At 72.2% G+C, this 15,642-nt stretch carries 12 protein-coding genes; 7 read left to right on the top strand and 5 right to left on the bottom strand.

The window, feature by feature from the left end:
• The first annotated feature begins 225 nt into the window (after positions 1–225).
• A complete protein-coding gene (locus ACZ5NJ_RS30780; protein ID WP_468769089.1) occupies positions 226–915 on the top strand; it encodes a transmembrane-type terpene cyclase in 690 nt (229 codons plus the stop codon).
• On the opposite strand, the gene ACZ5NJ_RS30775 is transcribed toward ACZ5NJ_RS30780, so the two are convergent.
• Complete coding sequence (locus ACZ5NJ_RS30775) at positions 887–1,645, bottom strand: L,D-transpeptidase family protein (RefSeq protein ID WP_468769088.1); 759 nt, start codon at positions 1,643–1,645, stop codon at positions 887–889. The genes ACZ5NJ_RS30780 and ACZ5NJ_RS30775 overlap by 29 nt on opposite strands.
• Positions 1,646–3,157: 1,512 nt before the next feature.
• Here ACZ5NJ_RS30775 and ACZ5NJ_RS30770 point away from each other — a divergent pair.
• Together ACZ5NJ_RS30770 and ACZ5NJ_RS30765 are read left to right on the top strand one after the other, a co-directional pair.
• Positions 3,158–4,381 (top strand): DUF922 domain-containing protein, encoded by a 1,224-nt coding sequence (locus ACZ5NJ_RS30770; RefSeq protein ID WP_468769086.1) that lies wholly within the window; start codon positions 3,158–3,160, stop codon positions 4,379–4,381.
• Positions 4,382–4,453: 72 nt separating this feature from the next.
• Positions 4,454–4,894 carry an NUDIX hydrolase gene (locus ACZ5NJ_RS30765; RefSeq protein ID WP_468769085.1) on the top strand — a complete coding sequence of 147 codons (441 nt, stop codon included), beginning with the start codon at positions 4,454–4,456 and terminating at the stop codon, positions 4,892–4,894.
• Positions 4,895–4,900: 6 nt separating this feature from the next.
• On the opposite strand, the gene ACZ5NJ_RS30760 is transcribed toward ACZ5NJ_RS30765, so the two are convergent.
• Together ACZ5NJ_RS30760 and ACZ5NJ_RS30755 are read right to left on the bottom strand one after the other, a co-directional pair.
• Positions 4,901–6,520 (bottom strand): ABC-F family ATP-binding cassette domain-containing protein, encoded by a 1,620-nt coding sequence (locus ACZ5NJ_RS30760; protein WP_468769084.1) that lies wholly within the window; start codon positions 6,518–6,520, stop codon positions 4,901–4,903.
• Positions 6,521–6,565: 45 nt separating this feature from the next.
• Positions 6,566–7,165 carry a DUF6434 domain-containing protein gene (locus ACZ5NJ_RS30755; protein ID WP_468769083.1) on the bottom strand — a complete coding sequence of 200 codons (600 nt, stop codon included), beginning with the start codon at positions 7,163–7,165 and terminating at the stop codon, positions 6,566–6,568.
• Between the two features lie 98 nt (positions 7,166–7,263).
• On the opposite strand from ACZ5NJ_RS30755, the gene ACZ5NJ_RS30750 reads away from it, so the two are divergent.
• Positions 7,264–8,169: a hypothetical protein gene (locus ACZ5NJ_RS30750; RefSeq protein ID WP_468769082.1), complete on the top strand. Its 906-nt coding sequence runs from the start codon at positions 7,264–7,266 to the stop codon at positions 8,167–8,169.
• Positions 8,170–8,202: 33 nt separating this feature from the next.
• Here ACZ5NJ_RS30750 and ACZ5NJ_RS30745 read toward each other — a convergent pair whose 3' ends face one another.
• A complete protein-coding gene (locus ACZ5NJ_RS30745) occupies positions 8,203–9,045 on the bottom strand; it encodes a trypsin-like serine peptidase (protein WP_468769081.1) in 843 nt (280 codons plus the stop codon).
• A gap of 198 nt (positions 9,046–9,243) precedes the next feature.
• Between ACZ5NJ_RS30745 and ACZ5NJ_RS30740 the strand changes: the two genes are divergently transcribed.
• Complete coding sequence (locus ACZ5NJ_RS30740) at positions 9,244–10,329, top strand: alpha/beta fold hydrolase (protein WP_468769079.1); 1,086 nt, start codon at positions 9,244–9,246, stop codon at positions 10,327–10,329.
• Between the two features lie 84 nt (positions 10,330–10,413).
• On the opposite strand, the gene ACZ5NJ_RS30735 is transcribed toward ACZ5NJ_RS30740, so the two are convergent.
• Complete coding sequence (locus ACZ5NJ_RS30735) at positions 10,414–11,634, bottom strand: amidohydrolase family protein (protein WP_468769078.1); 1,221 nt, start codon at positions 11,632–11,634, stop codon at positions 10,414–10,416.
• A gap of 163 nt (positions 11,635–11,797) precedes the next feature.
• On the opposite strand from ACZ5NJ_RS30735, the gene afsR reads away from it, so the two are divergent.
• Positions 11,798–14,818: an SARP-family global regulator AfsR gene (afsR, locus tag ACZ5NJ_RS30730; RefSeq protein WP_468769077.1), complete on the top strand. Its 3,021-nt coding sequence runs from the start codon at positions 11,798–11,800 to the stop codon at positions 14,816–14,818.
• Between the two features lie 198 nt (positions 14,819–15,016).
• Entirely contained in the window at positions 15,017–15,223 is a 207-nt protein-coding gene (locus ACZ5NJ_RS30725) for a hypothetical protein (RefSeq protein WP_468769076.1), read from the top strand.
• Positions 15,224–15,642 lie beyond the last annotated feature (419 nt).

Here is a 15,642-nt window from a genome sequence, read left to right as displayed (position 1 = left end):
ACGGCCGCGATCATTGGCTCCCCGCAGGGCAGCGCCTAGGGGGTGTCCGCAAAGTAGCGTCGTCCGCCCGCAGGGCGGGCCCCGCGGCGTCCGGTGCGTGCTCTCGGTGCGCCGGGCGCAAGACCTCGTACTGGACGTACTCGGTCTTGCGCCCGGTGCGGCGAGAGTGCGTGCCGGGCGTCGCGGGGCAGGCGGGACTTTGCGGACACCCCCTAGGGTGCGCCCGTGGAACTGATACTCACCCTCGTCAGCGGGCTGGCCTGGACGCTCGTGTACGTCGAGTCCATCCGGGTCGGGCTGCGGGACCGCACGTACGCCATGCCCGTCGCCGCCCTCGCGCTCAACCTGGCGTGGGAGGCCACCTACGCCGCCAACGACCTCCGCACCGGACTGTCCCCGCAGGGGGTGGTCAACCTGGTGTGGTGTGCCGCCGACCTGGTGATCGTCTCCACATACCTGCGGTACGGGCGCAGCGAGCTGCCCGCCTTCGTGACCCGGCCGGTGTTCGCCGCGTGGAGCGCACTCGTCTTCGCGACGGGCTTCGCCGTGCAGTGGCTGTTCCTCGCGCACTTCGGCGCGCACGACGCCTCGCGCTACGCGGCGTTCCTGCAGAACCTGCTGATGTCCGGGCTCTTCCTGGGCCTGTACGCCGCCCGGCGCGGGCCGCGGGGGCAGTCGCTGCTGATCGCCGTGGCCAAGTGGCTGGGCACCCTCGCGCCGACGGTGCTGTTCGGGGTGATGGAAGGGTCCGGCTTCGTCCTGGGGCTGGGCGTGCTCTGCTCCGTCTTCGACCTCGCCTACATCGGGCTGCTGGCGTGGGGGCCGGGTGCGGGGGCGGATACGGGTGGGGGTGCCGCCGGGGACGGGGCGGGGGCGGGGCCGGGGGTCAGAAGCCGGCCGGGCCCATCGCGATGACCGGGTGGGCCGCCGGGTCCAGGGTCTCCAGGAGCTGCTTCATCGCCGCCTTCGGCAGGCCGACGCAGCCCTGGGAGGGGCCGTCGTGGTCCACGTGGAGCCAGATGTTGCCGCCCCGGGCCTCGCCGTCCGGCATGACCGGGTCCAGCGGGGAGACGCCCTGGCGGCGGTTGTAGTCGATCGCCACGACGTAGTCGAAGGAGCCGGCGAGGGACTCCCCGTTCACCCCGAGGCCCGTGGCGACGAAGCCGGGGTCCCGGTCGTAAGGGAGCTTCGTGCCCGGCGGGGCGGACAGCAGACCGCCGGCGTCGCTGAGGGAGAACACGCCCTGCGGGGAGGTCAGGTCCCCGTACTCGCGCCCGGTGGACCAGCCCCTGGCACCATTGCGGGCCGGCCACTGCGCGGCCCGGACCCAGTCACCACCGGGCGCGGGGCGGGTGTACAGGGCGGCGGTGGACTCCGAGGAGTCCTTCGCCGCGCCGGTGACGAGGACCAGCTGGCGCGCCTCGGCCGGGATACGGGCCCGCGTGGCCTCGCTGAGGGCTGCGGCCGGGAGGCCCTGGAGGGCGTCGGGCCGCGCACCCCCGCGCGCGGCGTGCTCGGGGGCCGCGGCGTGCGCCTTGGGGCGGCCGTCGGTCCGGACGGGGGTCACGGGCGCGCCGGGCTGCTCGTAGAGGGCGTGCACCCATCCGGCCCCGAAGAGCAGCAGCCCGGCGGTGGCGACCAACACCAGCGCCCGCGACGGCCGCCCCGCCGACCCACGCCGCCGCCGGGCACCCCCACGCCGCCGGCCGCCTTCCGTCGTACGGGCACGGGGGCTGGAGGCGGGACCGGATCCGGATCCGGCTCGACGGTGCTTGCTCACGCTCCCGACGGTACCTCAGCTGATCACATCTACCAGCGAGCCGGGTTCCGCTTCGGGGTGGCGGTCTGTCAGGTGGGGCGGGGTCGGGGGTGGGCGGTGCACCCCTGGGCGGGGTCGGGGGAGTGTCGGGGGTTTCCCGCCAGTCCACTGTCCTTCCGGGCCGGTCCGGCCTGTCAAGGGCGCTCCTTCGTCGCGTCGCTGCGCGATGGCCTTCGGCCACCCTTGACAGACCGGCCCGTCCCGGAATGCCAAAGACTGTCGGGAACCCCCCGAAGGAACGGGCCGACCAAGCCAATGAACTCTGATGCGGTCCGGGGAAGCCAGCCCCCTATGGCCGGCTCGCCTGGCATCCGACCCCGCTGCGCCACCATCCGGCCACCCCGGGCAGCCGGCTCGCCCCAGATCGCTACGCGCTCCTGCCGCCTCAGCGTCCGACGACCGTCCGGGGTTGCTCCCCGCACCAGATGCCGACCGGATCGGTCCAGGACTCCACCGCGCGCGGCAGATCGCTACGCGCTCCTCTTCCCTCAGCGGCTGACGGTCGTCGGGGGCTGATACCTGCACGTAAGGGCATCTGGAGGGCCATCGGAAGCGGGGAGGGCGTCAGGTCGCCATGAGGTTCCGCTTCTTGGCGTCCGGGGGTGGTCGGGCGCTGATCTTCACTGTAGAGTTCCTCTTGAGCTCGCAGCCGGGAAACCGGCGGTGGGACTGGCGTTGGTGGTCCAAGGAAAGGCACCCCACTTCCTGTGGGGGGATGCAGGTGCAAGGCCTGCCCAGCGCTCGATCAAGGCCCCGGCCTCCTCAGGGAGGCCGGGGCCTTCTGCATGCGGACCTTCCGGTCCTCACCCCAGACGGCCGTCGGCCGCTGAGATCTGAGGAGCGCGTAGCGATCTGCCGCGCGGGGAGGGGCGTGATGCCCTCCTGGCCGACATGTGGTGCGGGGACCAGCCCCGGACGGTCGTCGGACGCTGAGACGGCAGGAGCGCGTAGCGATCTGGGGCGACTCGGCTGCCCGGGATGGCTGATGGTGGCGCAGCAGGGTCGGATGCCAGGCGAGCCGGCCATAGGGGGCTCGCTTCCCCGGACCGCATCAGAGTTCATTGGCTTGGCCGGCCCGTTCCTTCGGGGGGTTCCCGACAGTCTTTGGCATTCCGGGACGGGCCGGTCTGTCAAGGGTGGCCGAAGGCCATCGCGCAGCGACGCGACGAAGGAGCGCCCTTGACAGGCCGGACCGGCCCGGAAGGACAGTGGACTGGCGGGAAACCCCCGACACTCCCCCGACCCCGCCCAGGGGCACCCCGCCCACCCCCCACCCCGGGTCACCTGCCAAAAGCGCCCACATGCGACCACATGCGATCACCGCGCCGAGGCCTTGAGATGGAAGTACCGGAAAGAGCCCCTGAGGCGGTGATGGTCGTGGCGAAAGGGCAGCACCAGCGCCTGGCCCTGCCGGGCGCCTGCACCCCCCTGGCCGTAGCCCTGGCCGTACCCCTGGCCGTGGCCCTGGCCGTGGGTCCGGGCGCCCCCGCCCGCCTCGCCATGGCCGCAGCTCCGGAATCCGCCCCTCTCACCACCTGCAACCCACGACCCGGGATGCTCAATCCGGGGGACTACAACGGCACGGTCGCCATCGACAGCGTCATTCCGAACGGCGAAGGGGAATTGCACATCAACTCCTCCGTGCACCTCGATCTCTCGGTGGACGACACGGGGGCGGTCAGCGGCTCGTGGAGCATGCGTTCCGCCAACCACCGGAACGACGTCGACCTGCACGTCGAGATTCTCATGGGGGACGGAAAGATCACAGGCGACTCCCACCAGTTGCTCCTCTCCGGAGGCCAGGGGTCGTACACGACCACACAGGACGGGGACCCCGTCAGGAAGGTCATCGACAACGGAAGGGTCGCCGGCACGCTGTTCGGCACGGACCTCGGCGGCACCGTGCGGATCGGTTCCATCGGGTGTGACGAGATCAGCGGTTCCCACACCGGGGCCCAAGGGCCGTTCACCACTTCGGGGCCGACGCCCGTGACGCTGACGAAGGCAGGTTGTTCCCAGAAGCCCACGATCGACGATTCGAAGGACATACCGGCGACCATCAACGCGTCCACGGTCGACGAATTCCTGACGAAGGCAAGCTACGACGTGGACGGAGCTACGGCCGTGGGCCACATGAGGCCCACCATCGACTTCCATTATGAATTCAACGAAAAAGACAAGGTGACCAAGGTCGTATACCTACTGGAAACCAAAATTTCCGTGCCTCGCTGGGCGCCTGGCCACCCACCGGCCACGCCAGACCAGAAGGCGCTGATCGACAAGGCGATCGCGCTCACCACGGCACACGAGAACAAGCATCGCGACATCGCACACCGCGCCGCCGAGAGGGCCGTCTGCGCGGGAGTGGGACTCACCGCAGACGCCGCCGACAAGGTCATCGACAAAATCAACTGCGACAGCTTCCGGGAACAAGAGGCATTCGACCTCGCCCAGGGCTCCATCATGGTGGTACGGGACAAGGACGGCAAAGCCGTTGACGTGAAGTTCGCCCCTTTGAAAACTCGGCCCAATTACTCGAAGTTCTCGACGTCCAGGTGCTGAGTCCGCTGGTTCCCCGTCCCGCCCGGTGCCGACCCCTCCCGCGCGGGCCGGTGGCCGCCGTACCCTGCGGTGATGAGAACTCCTCGTCAGGCAGCGCGCATTGTCGTCCTCTCCCCCAGCGGATCGGTGTTCCTGTTCCGGGAGAACAACGTCGAGGTGGGGATCCACTGGCTGCCGCCGGGCGGCGGTATGGATCCCGGTGAGACCCCCGAGGAGTGCGTGCGGCGGGAGCTGCGCGAGGAGACCGGGTGGACGGACCTGGAGCCGCAGCGGCTGCTGTGCACCTGGGAGCACGACTTCACCCACGAGGGCATCCCCGTCCGGCAGCACGAGCACATCTACGTCACCACCGGCCCCCACCGGGAACCCGTGCTCGAAGCCCCCGGCATCCACTGGCAGTGGGTCTCGCCGGAGCGCCTCGCCACCCTCGGCGAGCCCCTCTGGCCCCCGCGCCTGCACGACCTCCTCGCGGGCACCCCGGCCGAGCCCGTCCACTTCGGGCTCGTCACGTAAAGCTCCTCACCGCACCCGCTCCACCCGCCGCTCGTCCCACACCGGCTCCGCGGTCTCCCGGACGACGCCGTCCGAGCCGAACACCAGGTAGCGGTCGAAGGAGCGGGCGAACCAGCGGTCGTGCGTGACGGCGAGCACCGTGCCCTCGTACGCCTCCAGGCCCTCCTGCAACGCCTCCGCCGACTCCAGGTCGAGGTTGTCCGTCGGCTCGTCGAGGAACAGCGCGGTCGTGCCCGCCAGCTCCAGCAGCAGGATCTGGAAGCGTGCCTGCTGGCCGCCCGAGAGCTTGTCGAAGGCCTGGTCCCCCTGGCGTTCGAGCTCGTAGCGCCGCAGCGCCGACATCGCGCCGCCCCGGTCCTTGGCGTGCTCCGTCCACAGGACGTCGACCAGGGTGCGTCCCATCAGCTCGGGATGCGCGTGCGTCTGGGCGAAGTGCCCGGGTACCACCCGTGCCCCCAGCTTCCACGTGCCCGTGTGCCGGACGTCCTCACCCGCGAGCAGCCGCAGGAAGTGGGACTTCCCCGAGCCGTTGGAGCCGAGGACCGCGACGCGCTCCCCGTAGAACACCTCCAGGGAGAACGGCTTCATCAGCCCGGTGAGTTCCAGGTCCTGGCAGACCACGGCCCGTACGCCGGTGCGGCCGCCTTGCAGGCGCATCCGGATCTCCTGCTTGCGCGGCGGCTCCGGCGGCGGGCCGATCTCCTCGAACTTGCGCAGCCGGGTCTTGGCCGCCTGGTAGCGCGAGGCCATCTCGTCGCTGCGGGCGGCGTACTGCCGGAGGTCCTGGACGAGCCGCTTCAGCTGGGCCCGTTTCTCGTCCCAGCGGCGGCGCAGTTCGTCGAAGCGGGCGAAGCGCTCCTCGCGTGCCGCGTGGAAGGTGCCGAAGCCGCCGCCGTGCACCCATACGTCGGACCCGGCGGGGCCGGGCTCGACCGCCACGATGCGCTGCGCGGCCCGCGCCAGCAGTTCCCGGTCGTGGGAGATGAACAGGACCGTCTTGCGGGTCTCCGCCAGCCGCTCCTCCAGCCAGCGCTTGCCGGGTACGTCGAGGTAGTTGTCCGGTTCGTCCAGCAGGAGCACCTCGTCCGGTCCGCGCAGCAGCGCCTCCAGGACGAGGCGTTTCTGCTCGCCGCCGGACAGGGTCCGCACCTCCCGGAAGCGGGCCCGCTCGTAGGGTGTGCCGAGGGCGGCCACCGTGCACATGTCCCAGACGGTCTCGGCCTCGTACCCGCGGACTTCGGCCCAGTCGCTGAGCGCCTGGGCGTACGCCATCTGCGCGGACTCGTCGTCCACCGTCATGATCAGGTGTTCGGCCGCGTCCACGGCGGCCGCGGCCTGCCGGATCCGCGGTGGCGACACCGACACCAGCAGGTCGCGGACGGTGCGGTCGTCCCGTACCGAACCGACGAACTGGTGCATGACGCCGATGCCGCCGCTGGAGGTGACGGTCCCGGCGTGCGGCTGGAGTTCGCCCGAGATCAGCCGAAGCAGCGTCGTCTTGCCGGCGCCGTTGGCGCCGACCAGGGCCGCCACCGACCCCTCGCCCACGCGGAACGAGGCGTCGTCGAGCAACACCCTCCCGTCGGGCAGGTGGTACTCCAGGTGCGAGGCTTCGAGATGTCCCATGGACGGACATACTCGGCGGCGCTGCCGCGACGGCTCAACGCAATTTCATGCCGGTGCGGACGGTGTGGCCGGTGCGGCCGGTCCGGCCGGTGCCGAGCGGTGGGCGTGCCAGGCCGCGAGGGCCTCGGTCCGGGTGCCGGACGGATGGTCGGTGTGCCAGGCGCGCAGGAAGCGGTTGAACTCGAACTGGGCTCCGATCACCTGGGGTTCGGCCGCCGCCGCCCGGGTGCCGTGCCAGTGGGCCACCGCTTCGGCCAGGGTGCGGCCGGCGTTCTGCGCGATGTACGCGCGCATGTACCCGTCGAAGTGGAATGCCGGGCCGATCTCCCGGCGGAAGAACTCCCGCAGCACCTGGCTGCACCGCTGCCCCTCGGGGATGACCGTGGCGCCGTCCACCGGGGCGGAGAGCTGCCGGGCGGCCGCGGGCCGGCGGGGGGCCGGCGCGGGGAGCGGTTCGCCGTCGAGGACGGCCCGCAGCCGCTCCGTGAGCGCGGCCTTGCCGCCGCCGCGCGGTACGTCGAGTCGCCGGGCGAGCTCGGTGAGCTCGGCCAGGGTCCAGTACCAGCGGGCCAGTTCGGCGCCGGTGAGGGCGGGGGTGAGGGGCGGGCGCTCCCCTGGCGCGGGCGGATGGTTATTCGAATGCATGTTCCCATCCTAGGTGCCGGGCCGGATGCGAGGGGTCCTGACACGGCGCAGAATGGACGAGGGTGCCGCGCGGCCACGTGCGAGGAAATGGGGCAACCATGAGGAAATCCCTGGTGGTCACGCTGGCGACTTCCGCGATGGCGGTCCTGCTGGCGTGTCCCGCCACCCCCGCGTCCGCGTCCGACCCCTGCTTCGGCTCCGACGGGAACACCTCGATCTTCTTCTACCGGGCCGACAAGGGCTCCGCCCTCACCGGCACCCTCTCCGCCGGCCACTGGGAGTCCAGCGGGGAGTTCCACCTGCCGCGCGGCTACACGCACGCGGCGGCGAGCCACGACTCGCTGCTGCTGTACAACAAGATCACCGGCGCTGGGGAGGTCGGCACCTTCACCAACGGCGAGTACGCCCGCACCCGGACCTACGGCGACTTCCCGACGGGCTGGACCCAGGTCGAGGCCTCGGGCGACTCCGTGCTCTTCTACAACACCCAGACCGGCCACGCCGTCACCGGCACCCTGCGGAACGGCACGTACCAACAGGTGCGCACGTACGACAACTTCAAAAAGGGCTGGGCGGCGATGGCCGGCTCGTGCGACACACTGCTCGCCGAGGCGCGGCCGGGCTCGACCCCCTTCTCCTTCGACGCGAGCGAGTACGGAGACCTGAAGGGCGGCGTCTACGACCGCAGGAGCAGTCTCTTCCTGGGGGAGGAGAACCATCTGGGTCAGCTGACCGCCACCAGGGACTCGGTGCTGTCCTGGTCGAAGGCGGACGGGAAACTCGCTCTCCGGGCGGCCACGGCGGCCCACGGCTGGATCTTCGATGTGAGCGCGGTCGGCACCACGCCCGTCTGGGAGAAGGTGGGGCGGACCGCGGACAGCCTGATCTTCTACAAGTCCGACGGCACCGCCTCGACCGCGACGCTGGTCGACGGCCACTACAAGAACGTCGGCCCCCTGGACGACATCTCCCCCGGCTGGACCCTCATCGAGGGCGGCGTGTAGCCGGGGCGGCGTGTGGCCGGGGCGCGGCGGCCGTCAGCGCCGCGGCGCCGTGGCCTTCGCGTAGAGCTGGGCGGCGTAGTCGCCGAGGACGGTGCTGGTGGAGACGTCGTCCGTGTCGCCGCCCGTCAGGATCCCGATGATCTTGCCGTCCCGGCCGAGCCAGGCACTGCCGCTGGTCCCGCCGGGGAAGTCGGAGCAGTCGAAGCGCTGCTCGCGCTCGCTGGTGCGGACGGCGACCGCCGTGCAGGTGCGGGGGACCTTGCGGTCGGCGGGGTAGCCCGTCACCGTGACCTGTTCGCCCGAGCGGCCGCTGGCGTCCAGGACGGCGCCGCCGGTGAGGTCCTCGATGTTGCGGCCCTTGTCGTCGGGGGCGACGCGGGCGAAGGCGAGGTCGTAGTCGTCGTCGGTGTCGTCGGCCCAGCGCTTGTCCTCGTAGACCTGCTCTATCTTCCAGACCCCGTACGGGGCGACACCGTTCGCATACGCAGGTGCGAAGACGGCACCGCCGTCGCGGGTCTGCTCGCCCTCCAGGAGGCAGTGGCCGGCGGTGATGAGCATGTTCTTGCCGGGACTGCGGACGACCGTCGCCGTGCAGAAGTGGTCGCCTTCCAGGCTGCCGGTGAAGAGGGCGCCGGTGAAGGTGGTGGCGTCGCCCGGCTTGGGCGTGACGGGGGCCGACTTGGGTTTGCCCAGCTGCGGCTTGGATGCTTGCGGACGCGAAGATCCGCTCGGCGTTCCGGCGGGCGCGGCCGACTTGGCGTGCACGGGGGCGGTCGCTTCGGGGGGCGGAACCAGCTCGGCCACCGCCGCCGAGGCGCCCAGCGCCGCCACGGCGCACAGCACCGCCGTCACCACGGACCGCTTGTCCACCGCCATGATCCCTCCCGCCTTTGCCCTGGCGAAGCATGCCCCGGCGACGGGCCGGGGTGCAAGGTCCGGGCCCCGCGCGCCGCCGAGAGGGAGGGATTCCGGCCATCGGGCGGGCCCCGGCAGGCCGGGCCAACCCCCTTTACAAATCGGCGCGTTGCCGTAATCTCCGCCGTGTCAGCAAAACAGCGTCTGGGGGAAACAGTAATGCTCGGGATCATCGCCGCCACCACCGCCGCCACGCTCGCCGCTCCCTTCGCCGGCCTCTTCGCCCACCGCGCCGTCCGCCGTTCGGCGCACGCCCGCCTGATGCGCATCGACACGCCGAACGGCGTCGACGAGCAGGGCTTCGTCCGCATCGGCGGCATCGACCAGTGGATCTCGGTCCGCGGCGAGGACCGGGCCAACCCCGTCCTCCTGGAACTCCACGGCGGCCCGGGCGCGGCCAACTCCCCCTACGGGGCCCGCACCCGGGCCTGGGAGGAGCACTTCACCCTGGTCCGCTGGGACATGCGCGGCGCCGGACTGACCTTCGCCCGCGGCGGCGCCGCCGCGCAGGGCGGGGAGCCGTCCTTCGAGCGGCTGTACGCGGACGCACTGGAGGTCGTCCACCACGTCCGGGAGCGCCTCGGCGTCGACCGGGTGGTGCTGCTGCCGAGCTCCTTCGGCACGGTGTTCGGACTGCGGCTGGCCCGCAGCCACCCCGAGCTGTTCTCGGCGTACGTCGGCACCGACCAGAACGTCCTGGAGGCCGGCCGGGACACCTCCGCGTACGACGCCACCCTGGAGCGGCTCCGGGCCGCCGGCAAGGTGAAGGACGCGGCGAGGGTCGAGGCGATGGGCTCCGACCCGAACCGCTGGTCGCCGGCGCAGCGCACGGCGTACGACAAGCTGTGCGCCGGCAGCGACCCGCTCACGCTGGACACCGTCAAGAAGGTGGTCCTGGGGTCGATGTGGCTGTCGCCGCTCTACTCCCCGGGCCGGATCGCCGCGTACTTCAAGGGGCAGGGCTTCTCGGAGCCGGTCGTCACCGGTACGCACGGCTTCGACGACTGGGCGGACGGCACCCGCTTCGAGATGCCGTTCTTCGTCTTCCAGGGCGCCCTGGACGTGATCACCCCGGCGGCCCGCGCCCAGGCGTACTTCGACGCGGTGGAGGCGCCGGTGAAGGGTTTCGCGCTGATCGAGGGCGCGAGCCACTTCGCGGCGCTGCGCCGCCCGGACCGCTTCCTGGAGCTGCTGCTGACCCACGTCCGCCCGGTGGTGACGGCCGGACGGGCCACCACCGCCTGATCCGCCACCTGATCCGCCACCTGATCCGCCGCGGACGGAGGGGGCCGGGGAGCCGCTGTGGCCCCCCGGCCCCCTTCGGCCGTCTCAGGCGCCGGGCCAGAGCCCCTCCGGGGTGAGACCGAGCAGGTCGATGGCGTTGCCGCGCACGATGCGCTCGACGACGTCGGCGTCGAGGTGGCCCATCTGGGCCTCGCCGACCTCCCGCGACTTGGGCCAGGTGGAGTCGGAGTGCGGGTAGTCCGTCTCGTAGAGGACGTTGCCGACGCCGATCGCGTCGAGGTTCTTCAGGCCGAAGGCGTCGTCGAAGAAGCAGCCGAAGACGTGCTCGGCGAAGAGCTCGGACGGCGGGCGGTGGACCTTGTCGGCGACCCCGCCCCAGCCGCGGTTCTCCTCCCAGACCACGTTCGCGCGCTCCAGGATGTACGGGATCCAGCCGATCTGGCCCTCGGCGTACATGATCCGCAGGTGGGGGAAGCGTTCGAACTTGCCGCTCATCAGCCAGTCGACCATCGAGAAGCAGCAGTTGGCGAAGGTGATGGTGGAGCCGACGGCCGGCGGGGCGTCGGCGGAGGTGGAGGGCATGCGCGAGGAGGAGCCGATGTGCATGGCGATGACCGTGCCGGTCTCGTCGCAGGCCTGGAGGAAGGGGTCCCAGGCGTCCGTGTGGATGGACGGGAGCCCCAGGTGCGGCGGTATCTCCGAGAACGCGACGGCGCGCACGCCCCGCGCGGCGTTGCGGCGCACCTCCTCGGCGGCGAGGCGGGCGTCCCACAGCGGGATGAGGGTGAGGGGGATGAGGCGGCCCCCGGCGAGGGGGCCGCACCACTCCTCCACCATCCAGTCGTTGTAGGCGCGCACCGCGAGCAGGCCGAGTTCGCGGTCCTTGGCCTCGGTGAAGGTCTGGCCGCAGAACCGCGGGAACGTGGGGAAGCAGAGGGCGGACTGGACGTGGTTGACGTCCATGTCGGCGAGTCGCTCGGGAACCGAGAAGGAGCCGGGGCGCATCTGGTCGTAGGTGATGACTTCCAGCTTGATCTCGTCACGGTCGTACCCGACGGCGGTGTCGAGGCGGGTGAGCGGCCGGTGCAGGTCCTCGTACACCCACCAGTCGCCCACCGGGCCCTCGTCGCCCTTCGCGCCCATGACGGGGGCGAACCTGCCGCCGAGGAAGGTCATTTCCTTGAGGGGGGCGCGGACGATCCGGGGGCCGGTGTCGCGGTATCTCGACGGGAGCCGGTCCCGCCAGACGTGAGGAGGTTCAACCGTGTGGTCGTCCACCGAGATGATCTTCGGGAAGGTCTCCATGGCCCTTACGGTAGCGTTCATCTGACGAACCGTCAGCTATTCCGGCGCCCGTCCTTCCCCGGCCGGAAGCGGATGGCTCCGCCGCGGGCTGACGCGTACGCGCAACACAGGGCAGACTGACCCTTAAACCGACGGAACCCGACGGAAGGCAGGGGGAGGAAAGATGGACGGCGGACCGGCCATCCCGCACCAGCCGAGCGACTCCGACGGTCCCGGCACACCCGGTACACCGGGCGCACCCGGCGCGCCCCGCACACCCGGCACACCCACGCCCGGTGCGCCCGCCCCCGGAGACAACCGGTTCGCCGTGCTCGGACCCGTCCGCGCCTGGCGCGGGAGCGAGGCGCTGCCCTCCGGCAGCCCCCAGCAGCGCGCCCTGCTCGCCGCGCTGCTGCTGCGCGACGGCCGCACCGCCACCGCGCCCGAGCTCATCGACGCCATCTGGGGCGAGGACCCGCCCCAGCAGGCCCTCGCCACCATCCGCACCTACGCCTCCCGGCTCCGCAAGGTCCTCGACCCCGGGCTGCTCGTCAGCGACGCCGGCGGCTACGCCATCCGGCTGCGCCACCAGGAGGCCCTCGACCTCGGCATCGCCCGCAGCCTCACCTCCGACGCCGAGAAGGCCCGCACCTCGGGGGACCGCGCCCTCGCCCGTACGCTGCTGGCCCGCGCCCTGGACCTGTGGGACGGCGAACCCCTCGCCGGAGTCCCCGGCCCGCACGCCGAGACCGAACGCACCCGGCTCACCGAATGGCGCATCCAGCTGCTGGAGACCCGCCTCGACCTGGACCTGGAGGTCGGCCAGCACGCCGAGGCCGTCTCCGAGCTCACCGCCCTGACCGCCGCCCACCCGCTGCGCGAGCGGCTGCGCGAACTGCTGATGCTCGCCCTCTACCGCAGCGGCCGGCAGGCCGAGGCCCTCGCCGTGTACGCGGACACCCGCCGCCTCCTCGCCGACGAACTCGGCGTCGACCCCCGGCCCGAGCTGTCCGCCCTCCAGCAGCGCATCCTCAACGCCGACGCCGAACTGGCCCGCGCCGAGGACCCCGCCCCGGCCGCCGCCCCCGCACCCGTACGCCCGGCCCAACTGCCCGCCACCATCCCCGACTTCACCGGCCGCACCCCCTTCGTCGGCGAGCTCGGCGAGATCCTCGCGGGCTCCGACGGACAGGTCATGGCCGTCTCCGCGCTGGCCGGCATCGGCGGCGTCGGCAAGACCACCCTCGCCGTCCACGTCGCACACGCCGCCCGCCCCCACTTCCCCGACGGCCAGCTCTACGTCGACCTCCAGGGCACCGAACCCCGCCCCGCCCTCCCCGAAGCCGTCCTCGGCTCCTTCCTGCGCGCCCTCGGCACCCCCGACAGCGCCATCCCCGACTCCCCCGCCGACCGGGCCGCCCTCTACCGCTCCACCCTCGACGGCCGCCGCGTCCTGGTCCTCCTCGACAACGCCCGCGACGCCGCCCAGGTCCGCCCGCTGCTCCCGGGGACCGCGGGCTGCGCCGCCCTCGTCACCAGCCGGGTCCGGATGTCGGGCCTCGCCGGCGCCCATCTCGTCGACCTCGACGTGATGAGCCCCGAGGAGGCCCTGCAGCTGTTCACCCGGATCGTCGGCGCCGAACGCGTCGGCGCCGAACGCCAGGCCGCCCTCGACGTCGTCGGCGCCTGCGGGTTCCTGCCGCTGGCCATCCGCATCGCCGCGTCCCGGCTCGCCGCGCGCCGCACCTGGACCGTCTCCGTCCTCGCCGCCAAGCTCGCCGACGAACGCCGCCGCCTCGACGAACTCCAGTCCGGCGACCTCGCGGTCAAGGCCACCTTCGAGCTCGGCTACGGCCAGCTGGAGCCCGCCCAGCAGCGCGCCTTCCGCCTCCTCGGCCTCGCCGACGGCCCCGACATCTCCCTGGCCGCCGCGGCCGCCGTCCTCGACCTGCCCGAGCACGACACCGAGGACCTCATGGAGGCCTTAGTGGACTGCTCCCTCCTGGAGTCCGCCGCCCCGGGCCGCTACCGCTTCCACGACCTCGTACGCCTCTACGCGCGTGCGTGCGCCGAACGCGACGAGCAGCCCGCCGGCGGGCGCGAGGCCGCCCTCGACCGGCTCCTCGACTTCTACCTCGCCACCGCCTCCCGCGTGTACGCGCTGGAGCGGCCCGGCGACCGCCTGCCCGCCCACCTGTCCGCCACCCGCCACCCCGGACTCGTCCTCACCGAACCCCGCGCCGCCCTGGACTGGCTGTTCGCCGAGGCCGACCCGCTGCTGGCCTGCGTACGGCAGTCCGCCGGGCGGCCGGACGCCCTGCGCCGGGCCGTGGACCTGCTGTGGGCGGCCAAGGACCTCTCGGAGTCCGGGGCCAACTCCAAGCAGTACGAGTCGGCCGCGCTGACCCTGTGCGAGGCCGCCCGCGCCGCCCGGGACCCGCGCGCCGAGGGCCGGGCGCGGACCACCCTCACCATGGTCCACCTCTTCGTGGGCCGCTTCGACGAGGCCGACGAGCAGGCCCGGCAGGCCATGGAACTGGCCCGGCTGGCCGGCGACCCGCTGCCCAGCTGCTGGGCGCCCAACGACCGGGGGATCATCGCGCTCTACCAGAAGCGGCACGAGGACGGGGAGCGCTTCCTGCTGGAGGCCATCGAGAACTTCCGCGCCGACGCCAACTTCATCGGCGAGGCCAGCGCCCTGTGCAACCTCTCCCGGATCCACGTCGTCCTGGGCCGGCTGTCCAGCGCCATCGACCTCGCCCGGCAGGGCATCGCCATATACGACCGGATGGGCCTGACCCTGCGCCTGGCCAACGGCCGCTACGCGCTCGGCATCGCGCTCACCCAGGCCGGCCGGCTCACGGAGGCCCTGGACCAGCTCGGCGAGGCCCTGTCGCTGTTCCACGACAACCGGCAGCCGCTGTGGGAGGGCGTGACGCACTTCCGCCTCGCCGAAGCCCACCTGGCCGCCCTGCGGCCCGCCCTCGCCGCCAAACACGCCGAGCAGGCCATCGCCCTGCGCGGGATCGGCGGCGAGTGGCGCCGGGCCACCGTGCTGACCGTCCTGGGCAAGGCGCTGCGCCAGCTCGGCCAGCCCGACCGGGCGCGGGCGTGCTGGCGGGACGCGGAGACCGTGTTCCTGCACCTGGGCTCGGCGGAACTGGCCGAAGTCCGGGCCCTGCTGGCGGCGGAACTGGCTGCGTAGCGGCCTGACCTGGAGGCTTGCTCGATGGACGGACGCGTTCATCGTTCGTTTATCGCCGCGCGGCAGGATGAGTGCATCGACCCGGGGCGTCGGGGGGCACCCGGGCCGGCTGGTGGACTACCCGTTCGGCGGTCCACGGGGGAATCGCCGAACGGGCCCGCCAACCATCAGGACCCACACAAGACCAGGAGAGAGTCGATGGCGACGAACGAGAACATCCTGCCGCTCGACGGCGACATCAGACCGCTCGACAACCACGCCTCGGGCGCCGACATCAACCCGCTGGACGACCCGCCGGCCCAGCCGCCGGCCGGGACCCAGCCGGGCGACAAGCCGCTCGACAACCACGCCTCGGACGTCGACATCGTGGCGATGGACAACCACGCGTCCGGCCCGCGTCCGTAAGGACCGCGGGAGGCACGGCAGGACGTACGGGGGGCCCACGGGGGAGACGTACGGGGGGCCTTGAGCGGTCGTACGGGGGACGTACGGGGGGACCGCCCGAGGGCGTACGGGGGCACGGGGGACGTACGGGGGAACAACGGGGGAAAACACGGGGGAGCACCACGGGGGATGCACCACCGGTAAGAAGCACGACAGCACGACGCACATCGCACGACGCACGGGGGCCGTGCGGGCGCGCCCACGGGGGATTCGGGGGAATCCGGGCGGGCCCGCACGGGGACCGTACGGGGGAGCGGGGGGGGGGGGGGGGGGGGGGGGGGGGAAAAAAAAAAAACCCCCCGGCCCCCCCCGCTGATCCCTCGAAGCGACAGGGATGTTTGGGGGAAAACCGGAGAGGGAAGAGAAAAACTAAGAAAGGG

Source organism: Streptomyces sp. NPDC032091, assembly GCF_055580265.1.
This window is presented reverse-complemented; position numbering and strand designations above follow the sequence as displayed.

Bases quoted from the DNA above. Each gene is read 5' to 3' on its own strand.
- ACZ5NJ_RS30770 (WP_468769086.1), top strand. From the start codon at position 3,158: ATGGAAGTACCGGAAAGAGCCCCTGAGGCGGTGATGGTCGTGGCGAAA.
- ACZ5NJ_RS30765 (WP_468769085.1), top strand. From the start codon at position 4,454: ATGAGAACTCCTCGTCAGGCAGCGCGCATTGTCGTCCTCTCCCCCAGC.
- ACZ5NJ_RS30760 (WP_468769084.1), bottom strand. From the start codon at position 6,520: ATGGGACATCTCGAAGCCTCGCACCTGGAGTACCACCTGCCCGACGGG.
- ACZ5NJ_RS30755 (WP_468769083.1), bottom strand. From the start codon at position 7,165: ATGCATTCGAATAACCATCCGCCCGCGCCAGGGGAGCGCCCGCCCCTC.
- ACZ5NJ_RS30750 (WP_468769082.1), top strand. From the start codon at position 7,264: ATGAGGAAATCCCTGGTGGTCACGCTGGCGACTTCCGCGATGGCGGTC.
- ACZ5NJ_RS30745 (WP_468769081.1), bottom strand. From the start codon at position 9,045: ATGGCGGTGGACAAGCGGTCCGTGGTGACGGCGGTGCTGTGCGCCGTG.
- ACZ5NJ_RS30740 (WP_468769079.1), top strand. From the start codon at position 9,244: ATGCTCGGGATCATCGCCGCCACCACCGCCGCCACGCTCGCCGCTCCC.
- ACZ5NJ_RS30735 (WP_468769078.1), bottom strand. From the start codon at position 11,634: ATGGAGACCTTCCCGAAGATCATCTCGGTGGACGACCACACGGTTGAA.
- afsR (WP_468769077.1), top strand. From the start codon at position 11,798: ATGGACGGCGGACCGGCCATCCCGCACCAGCCGAGCGACTCCGACGGT.
- ACZ5NJ_RS30725 (WP_468769076.1), top strand. From the start codon at position 15,017: ATGGCGACGAACGAGAACATCCTGCCGCTCGACGGCGACATCAGACCG.